General features: G+C 71.1%; 21 protein-coding genes and 2 pseudogenes. 8 read left to right on the forward strand and 15 right to left on the reverse strand.

The window, feature by feature from the left end:
• Positions 1–166: 166 nt before the first annotated feature.
• The gene (locus tag ACFPZN_RS05650) at positions 167–1,459 is read left to right on the forward strand and encodes a M50 family metallopeptidase (RefSeq protein ID WP_378280714.1); all 1,293 of its coding nucleotides are present in this window, start codon (positions 167–169) and stop codon (positions 1,457–1,459) included.
• A 50-nt stretch (positions 1,460–1,509) separates the two neighbouring features.
• On the opposite strand, the gene ACFPZN_RS05655 is transcribed toward ACFPZN_RS05650, so the two are convergent.
• The 5 genes from ACFPZN_RS05655 to cds1 all read right to left on the reverse strand — a co-directional run bounded on the left by ACFPZN_RS05655 (position 1,510) and on the right by cds1 (position 5,556).
• Positions 1,510–2,001 (reverse strand): MarR family transcriptional regulator, encoded by a 492-nt coding sequence (locus ACFPZN_RS05655; RefSeq protein ID WP_378280715.1) that lies wholly within the window; start codon positions 1,999–2,001, stop codon positions 1,510–1,512.
• A gap of 221 nt (positions 2,002–2,222) precedes the next feature.
• Positions 2,223–2,585 carry a hypothetical protein gene (locus ACFPZN_RS05660; RefSeq protein WP_378280716.1) on the reverse strand — a complete coding sequence of 121 codons (363 nt, stop codon included), beginning with the start codon at positions 2,583–2,585 and terminating at the stop codon, positions 2,223–2,225.
• Between the two features lie 60 nt (positions 2,586–2,645).
• Complete coding sequence (locus ACFPZN_RS05665; protein ID WP_378280717.1) at positions 2,646–3,149, reverse strand: DoxX family protein; 504 nt, start codon at positions 3,147–3,149, stop codon at positions 2,646–2,648.
• Positions 3,150–3,181: 32 nt separating this feature from the next.
• Positions 3,182–3,847, reverse strand: coding sequence for an NAD(P)-dependent oxidoreductase (locus ACFPZN_RS05670; protein WP_378280718.1), 666 nt, complete (start codon positions 3,845–3,847; stop codon positions 3,182–3,184).
• 611 nt (positions 3,848–4,458) lie between these two features.
• Complete coding sequence (cds1, locus tag ACFPZN_RS05675) at positions 4,459–5,556, reverse strand: L-cysteine desulfhydrase Cds1 (RefSeq protein WP_378280719.1); 1,098 nt, start codon at positions 5,554–5,556, stop codon at positions 4,459–4,461.
• 74 nt (positions 5,557–5,630) lie between these two features.
• Here cds1 and ACFPZN_RS05680 point away from each other — a divergent pair, with 74 nt between their 5' ends.
• Positions 5,631–6,584, forward strand: coding sequence for a hypothetical protein (locus tag ACFPZN_RS05680; RefSeq protein ID WP_378280720.1), 954 nt, complete (start codon positions 5,631–5,633; stop codon positions 6,582–6,584).
• On the opposite strand, the gene ACFPZN_RS05685 is transcribed toward ACFPZN_RS05680, so the two are convergent.
• From ACFPZN_RS05685 to ACFPZN_RS05700, 4 genes and pseudogenes are all read right to left on the reverse strand, one after another.
• Complete coding sequence (locus ACFPZN_RS05685) at positions 6,581–7,825, reverse strand: HEAT repeat domain-containing protein (RefSeq protein ID WP_378280721.1); 1,245 nt, start codon at positions 7,823–7,825, stop codon at positions 6,581–6,583. The two genes, ACFPZN_RS05680 and ACFPZN_RS05685, sit on opposite strands and share 4 nt — an antisense overlap.
• Positions 7,826–7,863: 38 nt before the next feature.
• Positions 7,864–8,115: a hypothetical protein gene (locus ACFPZN_RS05690; protein ID WP_378280722.1), complete on the reverse strand. Its 252-nt coding sequence runs from the start codon at positions 8,113–8,115 to the stop codon at positions 7,864–7,866.
• Positions 8,116–8,171: 56 nt separating this feature from the next.
• A pseudogene (locus ACFPZN_RS05695) lies at positions 8,172–8,396 on the reverse strand (hydroxymethylbilane synthase); the annotation flags it as partial.
• Between the two features lie 74 nt (positions 8,397–8,470).
• A pseudogene (locus tag ACFPZN_RS05700) lies at positions 8,471–8,779 on the reverse strand (hydroxymethylbilane synthase); the annotation flags it as partial.
• Positions 8,780–9,002: 223 nt separating this feature from the next.
• Between ACFPZN_RS05700 and ACFPZN_RS05705 the strand changes: the two are divergent.
• Both ACFPZN_RS05705 and ACFPZN_RS05710 read left to right on the forward strand, forming a co-directional pair.
• Positions 9,003–9,617: a UTRA domain-containing protein gene (locus ACFPZN_RS05705; RefSeq protein WP_378280723.1), complete on the forward strand. Its 615-nt coding sequence runs from the start codon at positions 9,003–9,005 to the stop codon at positions 9,615–9,617.
• Between the two features lie 13 nt (positions 9,618–9,630).
• Positions 9,631–10,227, forward strand: coding sequence for a Uma2 family endonuclease (locus ACFPZN_RS05710; RefSeq protein WP_378280724.1), 597 nt, complete (start codon positions 9,631–9,633; stop codon positions 10,225–10,227).
• Here ACFPZN_RS05710 and ACFPZN_RS05715 read toward each other — a convergent pair.
• On the reverse strand, positions 10,181–10,999 hold the full coding sequence (locus tag ACFPZN_RS05715) for an alpha/beta fold hydrolase (RefSeq protein WP_378280725.1): 819 nt from the start codon (positions 10,997–10,999) through the stop codon (positions 10,181–10,183). The two genes, ACFPZN_RS05710 and ACFPZN_RS05715, sit on opposite strands and share 47 nt — an antisense overlap.
• A gap of 70 nt (positions 11,000–11,069) precedes the next feature.
• Complete coding sequence (locus ACFPZN_RS05720; protein WP_378280726.1) at positions 11,070–12,602, reverse strand: ATP-dependent DNA ligase; 1,533 nt, start codon at positions 12,600–12,602, stop codon at positions 11,070–11,072.
• 249 nt (positions 12,603–12,851) lie between these two features.
• On the opposite strand from ACFPZN_RS05720, the gene ACFPZN_RS05725 reads away from it, so the two are divergent.
• Together ACFPZN_RS05725 and ACFPZN_RS05730 are read left to right on the forward strand one after the other, a co-directional pair.
• On the forward strand, positions 12,852–13,466 hold the full coding sequence (locus ACFPZN_RS05725; protein ID WP_378280727.1) for a hypothetical protein: 615 nt from the start codon (positions 12,852–12,854) through the stop codon (positions 13,464–13,466).
• Positions 13,467–13,856: 390 nt separating this feature from the next.
• Entirely contained in the window at positions 13,857–14,570 is a 714-nt protein-coding gene (locus tag ACFPZN_RS05730; protein WP_378280728.1) for a 4'-phosphopantetheinyl transferase family protein, read from the forward strand.
• A 16-nt stretch (positions 14,571–14,586) separates the two neighbouring features.
• Here ACFPZN_RS05730 and ACFPZN_RS05735 read toward each other — a convergent pair whose 3' ends face one another.
• On the reverse strand, positions 14,587–15,453 hold the full coding sequence (locus ACFPZN_RS05735) for an SDR family NAD(P)-dependent oxidoreductase (protein ID WP_378280729.1): 867 nt from the start codon (positions 15,451–15,453) through the stop codon (positions 14,587–14,589).
• A 160-nt stretch (positions 15,454–15,613) separates the two neighbouring features.
• Complete coding sequence (locus ACFPZN_RS05740; RefSeq protein WP_378280730.1) at positions 15,614–16,729, reverse strand: ferritin-like domain-containing protein; 1,116 nt, start codon at positions 16,727–16,729, stop codon at positions 15,614–15,616.
• Positions 16,730–16,833: 104 nt separating this feature from the next.
• On the opposite strand from ACFPZN_RS05740, the gene ACFPZN_RS05745 reads away from it, so the two are divergent.
• Complete coding sequence (locus ACFPZN_RS05745; RefSeq protein ID WP_378280731.1) at positions 16,834–17,538, forward strand: TetR/AcrR family transcriptional regulator; 705 nt, start codon at positions 16,834–16,836, stop codon at positions 17,536–17,538.
• Here ACFPZN_RS05745 and ACFPZN_RS05750 read toward each other — a convergent pair.
• Positions 17,462–18,124: a TetR/AcrR family transcriptional regulator gene (locus ACFPZN_RS05750; protein ID WP_378280732.1), complete on the reverse strand. Its 663-nt coding sequence runs from the start codon at positions 18,122–18,124 to the stop codon at positions 17,462–17,464. The two genes, ACFPZN_RS05745 and ACFPZN_RS05750, sit on opposite strands and share 77 nt — an antisense overlap.
• A gap of 82 nt (positions 18,125–18,206) precedes the next feature.
• Between ACFPZN_RS05750 and ACFPZN_RS05755 the strand changes: the two genes are divergently transcribed.
• The gene (locus tag ACFPZN_RS05755; RefSeq protein ID WP_378280733.1) at positions 18,207–19,667 is read left to right on the forward strand and encodes a flavin-containing monooxygenase; all 1,461 of its coding nucleotides are present in this window, start codon (positions 18,207–18,209) and stop codon (positions 19,665–19,667) included.
• A gap of 13 nt (positions 19,668–19,680) precedes the next feature.
• On the opposite strand, the gene ACFPZN_RS05760 is transcribed toward ACFPZN_RS05755, so the two are convergent.
• The gene (locus tag ACFPZN_RS05760) at positions 19,681–20,331 is read right to left on the reverse strand and encodes a TetR/AcrR family transcriptional regulator (RefSeq protein ID WP_378280734.1); all 651 of its coding nucleotides are present in this window, start codon (positions 20,329–20,331) and stop codon (positions 19,681–19,683) included.
• Positions 20,332–20,339: the final 8 nt, after the last annotated feature.

Raw genomic sequence — 20,339 nt, forward strand, 5'->3', positions numbered from 1 at the left:
GGCGACGTCCCGCGACCAGACGCCCCCCGCCCCCCTGGGGGTGAACCGAAAGGCCCGGACGGCCGTATCACCGGCGGGTGCGGGTGCGCGAGTACGCGGCCGCCGAGGACCCGGATCACGTAACCTGAACGGGTCGCTGGAGATCACGACGGAGGGACGGGCGGGCATGGGCTGGTTGGCGGGAGTGCTGATCCTGTTCTTCGGCCTGCTGGCCTCGATCGCGCTGCACGAGCTGGGCCACTTCTCCTTCGCCAAGCTCTTCGGCGTCCGCACCCCGCAGTTCATGGTCGGCTTCGGCCCCACCCTCTGGTCGCGGCACAAGGGCGAGACCGAGTACGGCGTCAAGTGGATCCCGCTCGGCGGCTACATCCGCATGATCGGCATGCTGCCGCCGCGCAAGGGCGACCGGCCCGGCGAGGTCCGCCAGATCAGCACCGGCCCCTGGCAGGGCCTGATCGAGTCGGCCCGCGGCGCGGCGCTGGAGGAGGTCCGCCCCGGCGACGAGAACCGGGTCTTCTACGCCAAGAAGTGGTGGCAGAAGCTCATCATCATGTTCGCCGGGCCCGCGATGAACCTCATCCTCGCGGCGATCTTCTTCGGGATCCTGCTGATGGGCATCGGCACCCCCACCCCGCAGCCGGTGATCGGCTCGGTGGCCAAGTGCGCGATCCCCGCCGGCTCCAAGCTCACCGACTGCCCGCAGGGCTACACCCCGACCCCGGCCGCCTCCGTCGGCCTCCAGGCCGGCGACCGCATCACCTCCTACGACGGCCGCGCGATCACCTCCTACGACCAGCTGCAGGGCCTGATCCGCGACTCCGGCGGCCGCACCGTCGCGGTCACCGTCCAGCGCGACGGCAAGCCCGTCCCGCTGCAGGTGCCCGTCACCCGCAACCAGATGTACGACCTGAAGGACACCGACAAGGTCGTCAACGTCGGGTTCCTCGGCATCACCCCGCTCCAGGAGCGCGAGCGCCAGGGCCCGGTCGCGGTCGCCGGCTACATGGGCGAGCTGACCGCGCACACCGCCGGCGCCCTGCTGCGGATGCCGGAGAAGATGGTCGGGGTCTGGCAGGCCGCGTTCGGCGACGAGAAGCGCGACCCCAACGGCCCCATCGGCGTCGTCGGCGTCAGCCGCCTCGGCGGCGAGATCGCCGCCTCCGAGAGCCCCACCGTCGAGAAGGTCGCGATGTTCGTCGCCCTGCTCGGCTCCCTCAACCTCGCCGTCGGCATGTTCAACCTGATCCCGCTGCTGCCCCTGGACGGCGGCCACATGGCCGGGGCCCTCCTGGAGGGCCTCAAGAAGGGCTTCGCCCGCCTCTTCAAGCGCCCCGACCCCGGCTACGTGGACGTGGCCAAGGCGCTGCCCGTCACCTACGTGATGGCCGCCGTGCTGATCGTCATGGGCGGCCTCCTCATCTACGCCGACCTGGTCAACCCCATCCGCTTCGCCGGCTAGCGCGGGCCGTGTTTCAGGCCCGGCCCACGGCGCTCGGGCGAATCAGGTTCTCAGTCGGTGACGAGGTCATCGGTGGCCCGCCGACCGGCCGATGTCGTGCGGCCGAGGAAGTCGACCAGAAGTTCGAGTTGGTCGGCTGTGTACTCGGCACATATCCCGTCCATCGACGCATTCATGCCGGAAAGCAGCCGGAACAGGTCGGAATTGCGGTCGCGAAGAGCGCGGACGACGACCGCGCGACGGTCGACGGGGTCGCGCTCCCGGGCGATCCAGCCACCGCGTTCGAGCCGGTCGAGGACGCCGGTCATCGTGGCCGGATGCATGCCGGTGCGCCGTGCGACGGCCGTGGGGCTGAGCGGGCCTTCCCGGTTGATCAGGTCGAGGCACTGCAGGTCGGCGTCCTTCAGCTTGAGATGCGCGCTGACGTGGTGGTTGAGCAGCGACAACTGGATGTTCATCTCGCGCAACGACTCCTTGAGCGCATTGCTCAGCCGCCGGTGGCGTCGCCTCTCGTCAGCGCCACCAGAAACCTCGGGTCCCATATACCGCGCTCCCCGTACCGTATGAATCGCCGATCAGAGCGTATCCGCAAGCACGAACGCGGCTCGGGGGCGCGGCATGTGCCGTGGTCGGCGGAGGGCCGGCACCACGCGCGGAACGGTGGGCCACGCGCATCCGGCCGGTCGGCACGGTTCGCCGGCCGGATGCGCGTTCTCCGGTGCTCTCAGTCACCCGCTCGGGCCCACGGGCGGATCAGCGGCGGTCACCACGAGCCGTGGGCGGGTGACCAGAAGATCGCCACCCCGATGTCGATGACGCCCAGGACGAGCAGCGCGGCCCACAGCCGGGTCGCGATCTGCTCGCGCCGCAGGTTCGCGAGCGTCAGTACGAGGATGAGGACGCCGATGCCGAGCTTCACCGCGATCTTCGCGATATCGAGGTCACCGCCGTCCGCCTGGATGACGGCGGTGAGGGCGACTCCGCTGACGACGGCGACGCCGGCTCCGTCACGCACCGGCCCGGTGATCATCTTTGTCGCCTGCGACCGCTGGGCGATCAGAGCGCCGACGAAGGCGACGAAGCCGAGTACATGCAGCAGCAACAGGATGAGGCGGACGGCTTGCATGCGCTTCTCCTTGGGGGGCGGTCGTGCGTGGTTCTCGTCCCGCGACTGAAGGGACGCCGGTCACGCCGCCGTCATCGCTTCCCGTCCGTCCTCTTCCTTGGCGGGTTGCGTGGCCCTGGTCAGGAAGACGATGTTGACGATGACCGCGGGCACGAGGACGAACAGGATCGGGACGAGCACGTCCTCGGACACCGAGGGCGCCGTGGCCAGCTCGTCCCACCGGGCGATCGCGATCGTCGCCGCGAGCGACGCCCACAACGCGGTCTCGAGAGTGGCGAGCCATTCCCGGGCGCGCAGGTGGAAGCCGCTGGCCATCAGCGAGATGACCGCGATCCCGACGGCGGCGAGCGGGGTGGTCCATTCGAACCGGTCGATCAGCAGCGGGACGACGAGGGCGACGGCTCCGAGGACCTCGGTGACGCCGATGATGACGGTCATGATTCGCGGTACCTGGTCGAAACCGACCCAGCGGTCGATGCCCCTGCCGGCGACCTTGGGCAGCCCGGCGGCGAAGAAGAAGAGCGCGAGGAAGCTCTGGGCGATCCAAACGGTGCTGTTGAACACGGATTGTCTCCTGGAGATCTGGTCGGTGCGGGTCAGTAGGAAACGCTGATGGCCTTCTTGAAGGTCGCCGGATCCTCGAGGGCGCGGACCATGAAGTGGGCGACATCGGGGCGGCCGATGCGAAGACCACGGCGTACGTTGCGTTCGAGGGCGGTCCGGTAGGTGCCGGTCAGCGGCCGGTCGACGAGGAATGTCAGACGTACGGCGGTCCAGTCGAGGTCGCTGGCGCGCAGGAGATCCTCCATCAGCGCGAAGTCGACGAAGCTGTATCCGAGTGCTCGCCGGGCCAGCGGGGTGGCGAAGTACCGGTTGTACCAACCGGCGCCCGGCTCGCGCTTCGGTGGATTCGGACGGTCCGGTGTGCGCGCCGTGGACACGCCGGCGCCGCTGACGGTCAGGGTGCGCCGGCAGCCGGCACGTCGCATGGCCGTGACGATGGCCGTGGTCCCCGGCGTGACGACGCCGTACTCGCGCTTGTCGCGGGGCCCTAGGCAGGAGATGACGGCGTCGGCCTTCATGACGGCGCGGCCGAGTTCGTCGAGGTCGGGATCGGTGAGGTCGACGGCGACCGCGTCCACGTCGCGGTGCAGGTTGGCGGGCGTCCGGACGGCCGCGGTGACGGTGTGCCCGGAGTCCAGTGCCTGGTCGAGGACGTGGCGGCCGACGCGTCCCGTGGCTCCGACGACCGTGACATGCATGACGACACTCCAAGGAGGGCTCGGGGCGGCCAGGTGGCCACCTCATCAGTACGCGTACGACTTTATATGAGTTGGATAGTATCTGAATCCCCGAATATATGAATCTCGTTGCGAACCGGCGCCGACGCTCTGCGCCGAGTGCACGCTGGGCGATCCCAGGCCACCGGACGGATGGCGCTGGCCGTAGGAGGGGCCGGACCCGCGCGTCGCCCTTGGCGAGACGGGCGGCCTGCACCTCATCGACGCCGAGATCGACGGCTTCACGGCCTTCCGGGGCGCCGCGCCGACCGCCGATGCCGGTCGCCCGGCGGGCCGTCGACAACCGGCAGCCCGGCGACATCGCCACGGGTATCGACTCGTTCGGCAGGTGGGACCCCAGGCCCCGTCCGATCCCTGGGTAGGGCGGCCGTACCGCCAGGCAGCGCGGAGGAGCCGTCGTCTCCTCACGACGACCTGCTTGTTGTGGTTGACGTGGGTGGCGCGCCGGGCCTCACGGCGGGCACGCCTCTTCGGCCGCCGCGGCTCCACCGGATCGGTGGCCGTCCAGGGACGCCTTACAACCCATCTCCAAGGCTCGGAAGCAGCCTGGGCCGCGTCCACCTAAAGATCGATCACCGGGGCGCGGGGGCCTCGCCCGTCTTGTGGAAGGTGCGCAGCGCCTCCACGTACGGGCCGACCGCGAGGCCCTGCCCGGCGAGCCACGCGTCCGACCCGTAGGTGCGGGCGTACCGCTCACCGCCGTCGCAGATCAGCGTGACCACGCTGCCGCGCTCGCCGCGCTCCAGCATCTCCGCGACCAGCTCCGCCACGCCCCACATGTTGGTCCCGGTCGACCCGCCCACGCTCCGGCCCGTCACCTCCCGCGTCCACCGCATCGCCGCGATCGACGCCGCGTCCGGCACCTGGATCATCCGGTCGATCACCGTGGGCAGGAACGACGGCTCCACCCGGGGCCGCCCGATCCCCTCGATCCGCGACCCCGCCGCGGTACGGTCCCGGTCGCCGTCCTCGAACGCGCCGAAGAACGCCGAACCCTCCGGGTCGACCACCGCGACCCGGGTCCCGAACCTCCGGTAGCGCGCGTACCGGCCGATGGTGGCGGACGTCCCGCCCGTCCCGGCGCCGACCACGATCCAGGACGGCTCGGGGAACCGCTCCAGCCGCAACTGCTCGAAGATCGACTCGGCGATGTTGTTGTTGCCGCGCCAGTCCGTCGCCCGCTCGGCGTAGGTGAACTGGTCCATGAAGTGCCCGCCGCACTCCTCCGCCAGCCGCCGCGACTCGGCGTAGATCGCCGACGGGTCGGCCACCAGATGGCACCGCCCGCCGTAGAACTCGATCAGCTCGATCTTCTCCAGGCTGGTGCGCTCCGGCATCACCGCCACGAACGGCAGCCCCACCAGCCGCGCGAAGTACGCCTCGCTGACCGCCGTGGACCCGCTGGACGCCTCGATGATGGTGGTGCCCTCCCGGATCCAGCCGTTCGCCAGCCCGTACAGGAACAGCGACCGCGCCAGCCGGTGCTTCAGCGACCCGGTCGGGTGCACCGACTCGTCCTTCAGGTACAGGTCGATGCCCCATTCGGGCGGTAGCGGGAAGACGTGCAGGTGGGTGTCGGCGCTGCGGTTGGCGTCGGCCTCGACCTTGCGGATGGCCTCGGCGATCCATTCCCGGCATCCCGGGTCGCACCGGTCCACGAAACGGCCCATGCCCCGTCCCCCTTCGTTCGCCCTCACGATATCCACGCATGTCACAAGGCATCATGGGATGGTCAGGGGGTTCGTTGTCCGAGTTCTTCTCCGTGCGCGTGGCCGATGCCGGGCGCCTGCCGCTGTTCGCCTTCTTCGTCTCCTTCATCGTCACGTTCGTGCTGACCCGCGTCAACGTGCGGCTGATCCGCGCGGACGTCCGCTGGTGGTTCCGCAACGTCAAGGCGGGCGACCTGCACATCCACCATGTCGTGTTCGGCGTCGTCCTCATGCTGGTCGGCGGCGTGATGGGATTCGCCGTCCCGGACGCCTACCAGGGGTTCGTCATCACCGCCGCCGTCATCTTCGGCGCGGGCGCCGCCCTGGTGCTGGACGAGTTCGCGCTGATCCTGCACCTCAGCGACGTCTACTGGACGGAGAAGGGGCGCGCGTCCGTCGACGCCGTCTTCGTCGCGATCGCCGTGACCGGCCTGCTCCTCCTCGGCATCCGGCCGGTCGGGTTCGAGGGCCTCGAACCCGACCCCGACGGCACCCTCAGCCGCCCGCTGCTGATCGCCGTCTACGCCGGGTCGCTGACCGTCAACCTGATCCTGGCCGTCCTCACCCTGCTCAAGGGCAAGATCTGGACCGGCCTGGCGGGGCTGTTCCTGCCCCTCCTGCTGGTGATCGGAGCCATCCGCGTTGCCCGTCCCGGCTCGCCGTGGGCCCGCTGGCAGTACGAACCGGGCTCGCGCAAGGCCCGGTCGGCGGAATGGCACGAGGAACGCTTCCGCCGCCCGCTGATCAGGGCCAAGATCTGGATCCAGGAGTTCATCGCGGGCCGCCACGACCTGATCCCGCCCGAACTCCTGCACCGCAGGCCGTCCACCCGCCGCCGCGCCGCCCGCAGGGCCCCGTTCAACGCCGCCCGCCCCCGCAGGACCACGCTCGCGCGGGGCGAGCGCCGCCCCCTGCGCTCCGCCGTCCGGGGCCGCTCGCCCCGCCGGGGGACCCGCTCATGGAAACCCCGCCCGCCACGCGACGACTAGTCGAACCCCGCGTATTCGCGCAGCGCCGCGCGATCCTCGGGCAGCCCCCACGTATTGAGCAGCCGACGGAAGCCGGGCCCCTCCCAGACCTCCGGGGGCTGCCCGGCCAGGGCCAGGACGGTCTCGCGCTGCTCGTCGTCCAGGTCCTCGAACGGCTCGGGCTCGTCCGCGACCTGCGTGACGTCCTCGACGATCCCGAAGGCCAGCGCCAGCGCCGCCGCGGCCATCGCCGCCCGCCACGCCGGCGGGCCGTCCCGCAGCCCCGCCAGGGCGTTGCCGAGCGAGCCGTCCTCCACCCCGCACCCCTCCAGGAGCCCCATGATGTCTTCGGTGTTCCGCGACGAGACGATCGTGCTGAAGGGATTCGGCAAGCCGCCGTCACCCCAGTAGGCGGTGGCGGCGGCGTGCGCGATGGCGCCCACCACCGTCTCGTCCACCTCGTCCAGGGCGATGAGCGCCACGGCCGCCGCCAGCCGGTGGAACAGGTCGCCGTACAGGAAGTCGCGGAACAGCGGCACGGCCGGGCGGTGCCCCAGCAGACCGAGCGCGCTGATCAGCTCGCTGATGACGAGATCGTCGGTCTCCCGGTCGAGCAGCCCGTCCAGCATCGGCACCGACTCGGCCGCCTCCTCCGGAAACCACGCCAGCAGCCGCACCACCCCTGCGCGCACGGCGGAGTCCTGGTCGTCCAACAGCGGGCGCAGCGCGGGGACACCCGCCCGGACGGCGTCGTAGACCTCGAGTTCGATCTCCAACCGCCGCAGCTCCGCGACGGGGTCGAACTTCTCCTGCCGCCGCTTCCGCCACGACCGCATGACCTCGTCGGACGCCTCGTCCACCCAGGTGTCGAGCCGCCGGCGCTGCTCCTCGGGGTCGGTGGCGCGGCGGTACTCCATGTCGGCACGCCACGCCGCGGCGTCGATCCCGCGGGGGAGATGGTCGGACGCGTAGCCGGTCACCAGGGCTTCGAGCAGGAACAGGATCTGCTCGCGGTCGCGCGTGGCGGGATCGGCGGCCAGCCGCACCAGGAACCGGGCCGCCGGGACGCTCGCCGGGTACCGGGTGCCCTGGTGCCAGATGCTGTGCCAGAGCCCCTCGTCCATGGCCGCCTTGCGTTCATCGGCCGACTCGGACCGCAGCGCCCGCAACGCCTCCGGAACCTTCTCCGCCGAACCGTAGGCGTGCCCCAACCCCGCCCAGTCGATGTCGTCCAACCCGTCCAGCGGACCGCTCCCACTCATGCCGAGCCACTCTTGCACCCGCCACCGACAGCCGGGCCCTAGCACGAAACCCCGTCGATCAACCCACGAGCCCCTTCCCGCACCAACTCCTCCGCCACGAGCACCCCCAACGCCACCGCCTCACCGGCCTCCGCTCGACCCTCGGCCCGCACGACCCGGGCGCCGTCCTGGGTGAAGACCATCCCGCGGAGGCGCAACCGCCCATCGCCCTCCAGCCGCGCATGCCCGGCGATGGGGCTGTTGCATGCCCCTGGAGCCCGCGCAGCATGGCCCGCTCGGCGTTCACGCACTGCCGCGTCTCGGCGTGGTCCAGCAGTCGCACCAGGTTCACGACCCCTGGATCGGAGCGGCGGCAGTCCACGGCCAGTACTCCTGCCCCGACGGCCGGGACGATGTCCAGCGCCTCGCCCGGCCGCTCGATCCCCAGCCGCGTCAGGCTCGCCCGCGCGAGCACGATGGAGTCGAACTCCTCCCCGGCGTCCAGCCGCCCGAGCCGCGAGTTGACGTTCCCCCGCAGGAACTCGATCCGCAGATCAGAACGGATCCGCCAAAGCTGGGCTCGCCTGCGCACCGCCGACGCCCCCCCCGCGCACCGGGGGTCAGCCCGCCCAGAGACCCGGCTCCGCCCCCGGCCGGGAACACCATCACATCGGACGTGTCGTCCCGCTCCAGGTAGGCCGCGAACTCTAGCCCCTCCGGGCGAGGCTCGTCCCCGGGAACGTCCTTGAGGCAGTGCACCGCCACATCGACCCGCTCCTCCACCAGCGCCCGGTCGATCTCGCGCATGAACGCGCCTTTGCCGCCCAGCGCCTCCAGGCGCCCCCGATGCCGATCACCCGACGTCTGGATCCCGACCACCTCGATGCGTACACCGGCCAGCCGTTCGAGCCGCTCGGCGACCCCGCGAGCCTGCGCCATCGCCAGCGGCGATGTCCGAGTCCCCACCCGCAGCATCCGCGCCCTCCTCCCGCACGCCCTCCACGTCCATCCTGTCGCCCCACCTCACCGAGCGGGACACGGGGCCGCCGTCAGGACGTGTCCGCTGCCACAAACCTCGTGCGGGTTCGTCACTAGGCTTCACCGCGTCAACCCGATGCGAGGAGGCGGACACGTGGGGTCGGCTCGATGCGACGAGACCGCCGGTGGCCTGCGTCGCCCTGCGCATCGCAAGACGATCATGAGAACGGACGTGGTCAGGCGCAACACCAGGCACGTGAAGGACGGGCGGGAAACTGCGGGCGGGTACAGCTTTCCCGCCGCCATGGGCAACGAGTTGTGGGTTCATCACGGCAAGCCGCAGGTCGGCAAGGCGCCCATTGCGGACGCCAGGCTCGCGCACATGCTGAACGTGCCGGTCGGTGATCTGGTCATGAGACGGCTGCGCGTGACCGGCCCCGAAGGCGAGCCCGCCTTCCAGATCTCCACGACCTGGATCCACCCGAGGATCACCGCTGAGACGCCGGAGGTCGAAGAACCCTTCGGCACGGGACCGGGGGCCTGGATCGACGCGATCGAGGCGATGGGCCACGGTCCCTTGGAGTGGCTGGAACGCCGCCGCGTGCGCATGCCGACCGTTGATGAGGCCCGGCTCCTGCTCATCCCCGTCGAACTGCCCGTCTGGGAAATCGTCCGTACCAGTTACAGCGCGAAGGACGAGAACGCCGTCGATGTCACCCAGGTCGTCATCCCCGGCGACCGGATGGAGGAGGTCTCCCGCCTGCGGCGCGACGCGTCCGCCCGTTGGCCGCACCAGGACGACGGCCCGGACGGGCCGCCGATCGCCCCGCGGTGACATGCGAGTACGTATGCCGGCGCCGACGCTTCGGTTGCCGTCCGGTGACACCTGGACTCGGGCAGAGTACGAGGCGTTGCCCGACGACCTTCCGGTACGCGTCGGGGTCGTCTACGGAGAACTTGTCGTGAAGCCGCGGCCTCGCCCGATCCAGCGGCGCGTCGCGCGGCGTCTGGCGACCCGGCTCGAGGACGCGGCTCCTGTTGGTTGGCAGGTTGACGCCGACGTGGACGTTCTCCTGGATGACGACGAGGTGGAGCCGGTCGAACTCGCCCCCGACGTCGTCGTCTACTCCAGCGACCACGATCCCTATGAGCGGCCCATCTCCGCAGACCTGGTCACGCTTGTCGTCGAGGTGGTGTCGCCGTTCAGCAGGCGGGTGCGGCCGTCCCTGTACGCGGAGGCGGGGATTCGGCACTACTGGCGGGTGGAGACCGACCAGACCGCACCGGCGTTCGCGATCTACAGCTACGAACTCGACGATGCCACCGGCCTGTACGTCGCGACCGGTGTGCACCACGATCGCATTGCCGTCACCTTGCCGTTCGAGCTCGACATCGAGCTCAAGGGTGTTCGCGAGCCTCGAAGAAGGCGGCGAGCGGGTCGATGAGTTTTGGGCGTGCTCTGTTGAGGCCGTCGTGGCCGCTACGGGGAAGCCGCAGGGTACGGGCCTGGGGGAGGACGCGAGCCAGCGCCTCATTGCTTTCGGCGTAGTAGGGGGCGCTGTTGGCGCCGCAGACCAGCAGCATGGCGGCGGTGATTCCCGCCCACTGTTCGGCGGGGCCGTCATGGCGCAGTATCTGGTCGCCTTCGTCCAGGGTCAGCGGCAGCAGTTCGCCCATGGTCCGCCCGATCCGGGTGCGCATGAAGGCGCGGATGACGGCGACCTGGATGCGGAGCGGAAGCTTCGAAGCCGCCATCTGGGGGTTGATACCGGAACTGACGATCGCGAGGGCTCGCGCGGTGTCGCCGTCCCGCGACGCCTCCTTCGCGGCCTCCATCCAGTGGGCGGGGAAACTGCCGTCGATGGAGATCGCCGCGTCGTAGAGCGCGAGCCGGTCGATCGGCAGCCGGAGTGCCGCCTTCAGCGCGATGAAGCCGCCTGAGCTGTGCCCGATGACGTTGCCCGTCCGGGTGTGCTCCATGACGGCCGCGAGGTCGTCGATGTCCTGCTCGATGGTGTGGGGCTGTGACGCGGGCGGGGCGTCGGCCCGTCCCCGGCGGTTGTAGAGGTGGACGGTGAACCGGTCGGCCAGCGCCGAGGCGAGCCGGCGGTAGTCGTCGATGGTGACCCCGCCCCCGTGCACCACCACGATGCCTGGTCCGCTGCCGGTGGAACGCACCGTGATGTCGGCGCCGTCGCGTGCCCTGATCCGCTTCATGGCCGGCCCTTCAGGTAAACCGCAAACGATGTTCGCAGTTTATCGTTGGCCGAGGTGCACCCCCCCGGATCTAGGGGGTTTCGTGGATGCCGCCTCCTAGGTCGAGGACGGTTTGGAGGGTGTCGGCTTCGGAGGCGGGCTTGTCTTCGCGGTAGCGGAGGACGCGGGCGAAGCGGAGGGCTATTCCGGCGGGGTAGCGGGGGCTGCGCTGGATGCCGTCGAAGGCGATCTCGACGACCAGTTCGGGCTTGACGTGGACGGTCCAGCCGTCGTCCTTGACGGCCAGGGCGCGCAGCTTCTCGGTCTGCCAGGCCAGGAGCTTGTCGGTGAGGCCCTTGAAGGTCTTGCCGAGCATGACGAACTCGCCGGTGCCGGGGTCGCGGGCGCCGAGGTGGAGGTTGGACAGGAGGCCGCGGCGGCGGCCGTGGCCCCATTCGACGGCCAGGACGACCAGGTCGAGGGTGTGGCGGGGCTTGACCTTGATCCAGCCGGCGCCGCGGCGGCCGGCGGTGTACGGGGTGCCGGGGGACTTGACCAGGACGCCCTCGTGGCCGCGGGCGACGGCGTCGGTGAAGAAGGCGGCGGCCTCGGCGGGGTCGGCGGTGACGATGCGGGGCATGCGCAGCTCTTCGGGGACGGCGCGGGCGAGGGCCGCGTGCCGTTCGGCGCCGGGACGGTCGAGGAGGTCCTCCCCGTCGAGGTGCAGGACGTCGAAGAGGAAGAGCGAGAGCGGGACGGTGTTTGTACGCGCCGTGCGGGTGGCGGTGCGGGCGGAGGTGACCTGGAAGGGGTGCGGGGAGCCGTCGAAGCGCAGGGCGATCAGCTCGCCGTCGAGGACGGCGTCGCGGACGGGAAGGCCGCGCAGGGCCTCGACGACCTCGGGGAGGCGGGCGGTGATGTCGTCGAGCGTGCGGGTGAACACCGAGATGCCCGAGGGGCGGATGTGGATCTGGGCGCGGATGCCGTCGAGCTTCCATTCCACGGCGGCCTCGCCGTCGAGTTTGGCGTACGCCTCGTCGATGGAGGGGGCGGAGGCGGCGAGCATCGGCTTGATCGGGCGGCCGACCTCGAGGGTGAAGGCGCTCAGGCCGGCGGCGCCGTCGGTGAGGGCGGCGGTGGCGACGGGGCCGAGGGAGCCGCGGAGCATGACGGCGCGGCGGACGTCGGCGGCGGGGACGCCGGCGGCCTTGGCGGTGGCCTCGGCCATGACGCCGTCGAGGGCGCCCTGCCGCAGTTCGCCGGACAGCAGGCGGATGAGGAAGTCCTGTTCGGCGTGGGTGGCGCGGGCCATGAGGGCGGTGAGGAGGTCGCGGCGGCGGGCGACGGAGCCCTTGCCGGACACGGCGCCGATCTCGCTGAACGCGGTGTGCACCTCGGGGACGGTGAGGGCGGGCTCGGCGGCGGGCGGGGGGAGGTCGCGGAAGGAGGCGTAGCCCACGCCGATCTGCCGCTGCGGGAGCTCGCCGGAGAGGTAGGCGACGACGATGGCGGCCTCGCCGGGGCCGGCGTCGCGGAGGCAGTCGGCGAGCAGGCCGGTCTTGGCCTTGCGGGACGTGGTCGCGGCCACCGCGGCCGAGGTGCGGGCGATCTCCGTGAGCAGCACAGTATCCATTGTGTTCCCCGGGTCGGACAGTTGATGTTCGCGGGCGGGGAAGTCAAGATCTCTGTCTTCGGGGATGACCTTTGATCCCCTTGGGGGCCCTGGCCAGGTGGCGCCCGGGCCGATTACCTTGCCTGTGGTAGTGGGCGAACAGGGGAGTCAGGAGTGGGCCTTCCGCGTGCGCCGGAACCCTTCCAGAGGGAGTATTCGGCTCCGGAGCCGCCGGCGCCGGTCCGCAGGCCGAGGGTGGTGGTGGCGGCGCTGGTGGCGGTGGTCGCGTTCGCGCTGGCCGCCGGTGCGGTGTTCCTGTTCTTCCCCGGTGGCGAGGGGGAGCGTACGCAGCGGGCCGCCGTCCCGCCGGCGGAGGAGCCGGAGCGGCCGGAGACGATCTCGACGCTGCCGCCGCCGTGCGGAGGCGTCCAGGCGGGGACGGTGCGGAGCCTGATTCCCGGGGCGCAGCGCCGGGAGAGTTCCAACCAGACCCTCACGAGCTGCACGTATACGGCGGGAGGCGGGTTCCGCTGGCTGAGGGTGGAGGCGCACCTGTACGCGCCGGCCAACACCTCGACCCCGGTGGAGGACGCCCAGCGCTACTTCGGGGCGCAGTGGACGCAGGCCCACAACTCGACGTTGGAGCGGACGGTGAGCCTGGCCCGGCATCCGGGGCTGGGCGACGAGGCGTACCGGTGGTTCACGGCCACCCGGGGCCAGCCGACGGTGGTGGGTCAGGTGACCGTGCGGGTGCGGAACGTGGTGGTCACCGTGAGCTACAGCGAGGAGACCCGCGGCGCCGCGGAGAAGCGCGAGCAGGACTGCCTCGGGCGGGCGACCCGGGTGGCGGGAGAAGTGTTGCGCGCCTTCCGCTAAAGCAATTCTGACCTGATTTGGCCGATCAGTACATGGTGGAAGTCAATCGATCCTAGGCTGTTTCGGTAAAGGGGAGGGACGCGCCGGTTCCCGGGTCGGGATCGTGATGGGGTCCGGCGTGTGCGTCAGGGGAGGAGGAGGTCGACGACGTGGCCGCACAGCCGGTAGGAGTGTCCTGGGTCTAGTGACTTCCGAGGTGAGGGCCGCGGGGTGGACTGCCATCCCGCGGCCTTTTCGTTGTCCGCGGGGGTCCATTGCCGGTTCTGTCGGGGTGTCCGATTCGATGTCCGAAGCCTCCTTAATTGGCGCGCCATTGGCGCTCGCCAGAATAATGCCGAACATGTCATCGGCTAATGTGACGGTCGGGGTCGTCGTCGAATGGAGCGAAAAGTGGAACCGGTTACCGTGTGGTGGGCCTCGCTCGGCCGGTGGGCGGCCCGGGACGCGGCGCGGGCGGGCCTCGCGGAACTGCTGGACCCGTCCGAACGCACCCGCCGCGCCCGGTATCTGCGGGACGCCGACCGCGACCGCTTCACCCTCGGGGTCGCGATCACCAGGGTGGTCGCCGGGCGGCGGTCCGGGCTGCCCCCGGAACGGGTTCCCATCACCCGCCGGTGCCGCGACTGCGACGAGCCGCACGGCCCGCCCGCCATCGCCGGGGGCCCGCACCTGTCGGTCTCGCACTCGGGCGACCTGGTCGCCGTCGCGGTGTCGCCGTACGGCCCGCTCGGCGTGGACGTGGAGGAGGACAGCGGCCGCATCGGCGACGACATCGCCCGCCACCTGCTCGCCGGCGACGAGCCGCGCGCCGCCGGCGGCGCCGGGCTCCTCGCCTACTGGACGCGCAAGGAGGCCCTCCTGAAGGCCACCGGGGACGGCCTGCGGGTGCCGCTCGCCGACCTGCACGTCTCCGCGCCGCACGAGCCGCCGAGCCTGCGCGCCTGGGACGGCCGCCCGGACCTCCCCGCCCGCATGGCCATGCGCGTTCTCGACGCCGCGCCCGGCCACGCCGCCTGCCTCGCGCTGCTCGACCACCCCGAAGGGGTGCCCGTGCGGGAGCGCGACGCCGACGAGATCCTCAGGCAGGCGGCGGACCGGATCTGATCGCTCCGGCCCGGCGTCAGCGCAGCGGGGCGGGGACCCGGGCGAGCAGCCGCAGCGAACCGGGGGAGATCCGCGACATCGCGTGGATCAGGTGGCCCTCGAGATTGACGGGAACGACCGGCTTGTTCTTGACGATGGCCGCGACGACGCGTTCGGCGACCTTCTCCGGCGGGTAGCGGCGGGCCTGGAGCGCCCGGTCGCCGCGCTCGCGCAGCCGCCGCGCCTCGTCCCCGGACACGCCGACGAGCGTGGCGTTCCGCACGATGGAGGTGCCGACGAACCCCGGGCAGACGGCGGTGACGCCGATCCGCGACCCGGCCAGCTCGGCGCGCAGGCACGCGCTGAGCATCACCACCGCCGCCTTGGTGGTGCTGTAGGCGGGCAGCTCGCGGGACGGGGCGAACCCGGCGGCCGAGGCGATGTTCACGATGTGCCCGCCGAAGTTGGGCTTGTCGGGCTTGGTGGGCAGGGCGCGCACCCGGTCGACCATCTGCTTCCCGAACAGCCGGGAGCCGTGCACGACGCCCCACAGGTTGACGCCGATGATGCGCTCCCAGTCCTCGACGCCGGTGTCGAGGAACGGTCCGGCGACGGCGATGCCCGCGTTGTTGACGACGATGTCGGGCACCCGGCGGGACTCGCGCACCTCGGCCGCGAAGGACTCCATCGCGGCGGCGTCGGACACGTCGACCTCGAAGGCGGCGGCGCCGTCCGAGCCCAGCGTCCTGGCGAGCTCGGCGGTGCGCTCGGCGGCGGGCAGGTCGATGTCGGCGGCGACGACGGTCGCGCCGCGCTCGGCCAGGGCCAGCGTGATGGCGCGGCCCAGCCCGCTGCCGGCTCCGGTGATGACGGCGAGCGCGCCGTCGAAGTGCGCGAGGGGCATGGCTGCCTCCGGGGGGACGGGGACGTCACGGGGGCGGCTCGGGCGAGCGTCCCCGGTCGGGCGTGCCTCCAGATCGTGGGGGGCGGGGGCGCCGCGCGTCAACGAGGCGCCCCGGTGCGGGCCGAGGCCCGCGGCCGGAACAGGACGCCCGCCGGGTCCCCTAGGCGGACGCGGTGCCGGCCTCGGCGGCGATGACCGCGTCCACCTCGGCCTTGCGCGCGGCCTCCTCGACCGCGAACCGCTCGGCGTCCAGCTTCTCGGCGATCTCCTCGTCCTGTCCCATCAGCGCGTCCAGGTCGCCCTTGGACGCCTCCAGCACGCCCATCTCGTCGAAGGTCGCGCGGATGCGGTCGCTCCACAGGCCGATGTCCTTGACGCACGGGACGATCCGGCTGAACAGCAGGCCCTGGAACATCCGCATGTAGGGGGAGTTCTCCACCATCTCGTCGACCTCGGCCGGGTCGATGCCGAAGTTGGTCCAGATCTCCCGGCCGCGGATGCGGTCGCGCATCAGGTGGCAGCCCTCGATGACGAACTCCTCGCGCTCCTTGAGTTCGGGCGCCGACAGCTGGGCGTAGTAGTCGCGCAGCGCCATCCGCCCGAACGCGACGTGCCTGGCCTCGTCCTGCATCACGTACGCCAGGATCTGCTTGGGCAGCGGCTTGGTGGTGATGTCGCGGATGACGCCGAACGCTGCCAGCGCCAGGCCCTCGATGAGGACCTGCATGCCGAGGTAGGGCATGTCCCAGCGGGTGTCGGAGAGCGTCTCGTTCAGCAGGTCCTGCAGCTTGGTGTTGATCGGGTAGACCATGCCGATCTTCTCCTGGAGGAACCTGGAGAACAGTTCGACGTGGCGGGCCTCGTCCATGGTCTGGGTGGCGGAGTAGAACTTGGCGTCCAGGTCGGGCACCGACTCCACGATCCGGGCGGCGGTGATCATGGCGCCCTGCTCGCCGTGCACGAACTGGGAGAACTGCCAGGAAGCGGAGTGCCGGCGCAGCTCGCCGCGCTCGCGGACGCTCATCCGGTCCCAGTGGCGGGTGCCGTAGACGGCGAGGGACTGGTCGGGGACGCCCAGCACGTCGTGCGGGTCCACCTCCAGGTCCCAGTCGATGCGCTTGGCCGAGTCCCACTGCCGGTCCTTGCCCTTCTGGTAGAGGGCCAGCAGCCGGTCGCGGCCGTCGTCGTACTCCCAGGTGAACCGGGCGTCCCCGGTCAGGGGGATGTCGTAGGTGGACGCGGGGACGGGCTCGGTGTAGAGGTCATGGGTCGACACGAGCACCCCTTCGGCGGGTCGACGTACGTTGTACGTCTTACGTACACTGTACGTACCGTGTCACGCGCCACTGATCGGTGTCAACGGTGTGAGGAAGGGGCCCGATGGCCGACGAGAAGCGCCCCGTCCCGGAGGTGCGCCCGGCCCTGACGCGCGACCGGATCGTGCAGGCGGCGGTCGGGCTCATCGAGCGCGACGGCGCCGACGCCCTGTCCATGCGGGCGGTCGCGGCCGGCCTGGGCGTGGCGGTGATGTCCCTCTACAACCACGTGCCCAACAAGGCGGCGCTGCTGGAGGGCGTGGCCGAGCACGTGGTCGCGGGCATGGACCTGGACGCCGGTCCCGGCGAGGACTGGCAGGCGTCCGCCCGGACGCTGGTGCGCGCCTTCCGCAAGGTCGCGCACGACTACCCGCGCTGCATGACGATCGTGCTCACCCACAAGATCGACACCCCGGTGGCGGTGCGGCCCGCCGAGCGGGCGCTGGCGCTGGCCGACGCCGCCGGGTTCGACGGCCCCACCGCGGTCCGGATCATGCGGGCGCTGCTGGCGTACGCGCTGGGCGCGCAGATGCGCGAGGTCGGCGCGGTGAAGCTGCTGGACCGGCTGTCGCAGGCGTCCGCCGACTACTACGCCGGGCTCGACCCGGAGCGGTTCCCGCGCGTGATCGCGCTGGCGCCGGAGCTGGCCCGGCTGGACCCGGAGGCCGACTTCGAGTTCGGCCTCGACCTGCTCATCCAGGCGCTGGACGGCCTTCCCCGTCGCCCGGCCCCGGATCCGGGGCCGGGGTGTGGGTCAGGTACGGGCTGAGGCCGCTCCAGCAGAAGTCGGTCATGTAGCGGGCCGCGTCCTCCACGGTCACGCCGGGCCGCCGGGTGCGCCACAGCGACAGCCGCTCGGACGCGCCGATGATGATCTCGGTGTGGGCCTCCAGCACGTCGGCCGGGACCCCGGCGGCGAACGTGGCGAGCACCCCGGCGATCAGCGTGCTCTGCTGCCGCCGGATGTCCTCGATCGCCTGGGCGGTCTCCGGCGGGCCGGCCACCGGCTCGCTCACCAGCATCGCGAACGAGCGGCTGTGGGAGTCGATGAAGGAGAAGTAGGCGACCATGCCGCGCCACAGCACGTCGCGCGGGTCGGTGGCCCCGGCGACCGCCTTCTGCGTGACCTCGTGCAACTCGGCCTGCGAGCGGGCGACGCACGCCAGCAGCAGGCCGTCCTTGGAGCCGAAGTACTCGTACAGCATCGGCTTGGAGACCCCGCAGCGCTCGGCGATCTCGTCCATGGACGTGGCGCGGTAGCCGCGCTCGCCGAAGACCTGCTCGGCCACGTCCAGCATCTGGCGCTCGCGCTCGGCGCGCGACATGCGGCGGCGGCGCGGTGTGGCGGCGCTCACAGGGGTTTCTCCCTTGTTGGACCTATCGTCAGTAGCCTACTGCTAGTAACTTACTACGAGTAGCTTACGTGGAAGGGACGCCATGAGCGAGAGTTCCCCCAGGATCGCCATCGTCGGCTCCGGCTTCGCCGGGCTGGGCATGGGCATCCAGCTGAAGCGCAACGGCTTCGACGACTTCGTCATCCTGGAGAAGAGCCAGGCCCTCGGCGGCACGTGGCACGACAACACCTACCCCGGGTGCGCGTGCGACGTCCCCTCCCACATGTACTCCTTCTCCTTCGAGCTCAACCCCGGCTGGACGCGGATGTTCGCCCCGCAGCCGGAGATCCGCGACTACCTGGAGCGCACCGCCGACAAGTACGGCGTCCGCGACCACATCCGCTTCGGCGCCGCCGTCGAGTCCATGGAGTACGACGAGGACGCGGCCGTGTGGGTCGTGACGCTGGCCGGCGGCGGCGTGCTGAGGCCCAGGGCCGTCGTCTCCGGGGTCGGCGCGCTGCACATCCCCTCCTACCCCGACCTGCCCGGCATTGAGCGCTTCCAGGGCACCGCCTTCCACTCGGCCGAGTGGGACCACTCCTACGACTTCACCGGCAAGCGCGTCGCCGTCATCGGCACCGGCGCGTCGGCGATCCAGTTCGTCCCGAAACTGGCCGACCAGGTCGACCGCATGGTGGTGTTCCAGCGCACCCCGCCGTGGATCCAGCCCAAGCCCGACGTCGCCATCCCCAAGGCGGTGCGCGGCACGTTCGCGAAGGTCCCGGGCACGACCCGCGCGTTCCGCGACCTCATCTACTGGGGCCTGGAGGCCCGCGCGGTCGGCTTCACCATCGACCCGCGCCTGTCCGGCCCCCAGGACAGGCTGGCCCGCGGGCACATCGCCCGGCAGATCAAGGACCCCGAGCTGCGCGCCAAGGTGACGCCCGACTACACCATCGGCTGCAAGCGCGTCCTGCTGTCCAACGACTACTACCCGGCCCTCGCCCGTCCCCACGTCGAGGTCGAGACCACCGGGATCACCGAGGTCCGCGAGCACTCCGTCGTCACCGCCGACGGCCGCGAGCACGAGGTCGACGCCATCGTCTACGGCACCGGCTTCAAGGTCGTCGACGCCATGGCCGACTGGCGGATCACCGGCCGCGGCGGCGTCAAGATCCAGGAGGCGTGGGCGGACGGCATCGAGGCCCACCACGGCACCACCCTGCCCGGCTTCCCGAACCTCTTCATGATGCTGGGCCCCAACACCGGGCTCGGCCACAACTCCGTCGTCTTCATGATCGAGATCCAGATCCAGCACGTGCTGAGCCTGCTCCGGCAGATGCAGCGGCGGAACGCGCGGACCGTCGAGCCCAGGCCGGAGGCGGTGCGCGCCTACAACGACCGGATGCACCGCAGGCTGCGCCGGGCGGTGTGGACCGAGGGCGGCTGCGACAGCTGGTACCTGGACGAGAACGGCGTCAACCGCAGCCTGTGGCCCGGCCACACCTTCGAGTTCTGGGCGGGCAGCCGCAAGGCCAGGCCCGGCGACTACATCTTCGCCTGACCGCTCCGCGGCACTAGGACTTGACCGGCGCGAACATCGGGCGGATGCCCGCGATCAGCTGCCGGATCACCGGCCGCTGCTCGGCCGGCGTGCGGCCCCGCAGGTTCAGCACCGGGTCGAGACCGTCGTAGTACGGCGCCAGCGCCAGGAACGGCAGCGTCACCAGCAGCAGCGTCGCCAGCACGTCCAGGTCGGCGTCCGCGCGGATGTCGCCGCGCTCCTGCCACAGCTGCAGCGACGGGTGGATGACCTGCAGGTAGTGCTGGTTCGCGGTGTCGCGCACCACCGACCGCACGTTGTTGTCGAGCTCGAAGTTCGTCGCCGCCGTCACCGCGCGCTCCAGCGGGTGCTCGGCCATGTACTCCGTCCACTCGCAGAACACGTCGAACAGCCAGCCCTCGAAGGACTGCTCGAAGTCCAGGACGGCGATCCGCCGCTCCATGTCCTCGCGGATCCGGCGCGAGGCCTCGTCGCAGACGAACGCGAAGAACTCCAGCTTGTCGCTGAAGTACTGGAACAGCGATCCCTTGGCGATGCCTGCCTCGCGGGCGATGGTGTTCAGGCTGCCGGTGGAGTAACCGTGCTCGCCGAACTCGCGCATCGCCACCTCGAGCACGCGCTCGCGCTTACCGACGTTGAGCCGGAACCACGTGGAGGTTGGCATGGGACGTC

This window comes from Actinomadura rugatobispora, assembly GCF_042656285.1.
In the GTDB taxonomy this organism is placed as follows: Bacteria; Actinomycetota; Actinomycetes; order Streptosporangiales; family Streptosporangiaceae; genus Spirillospora; species Spirillospora rugatobispora.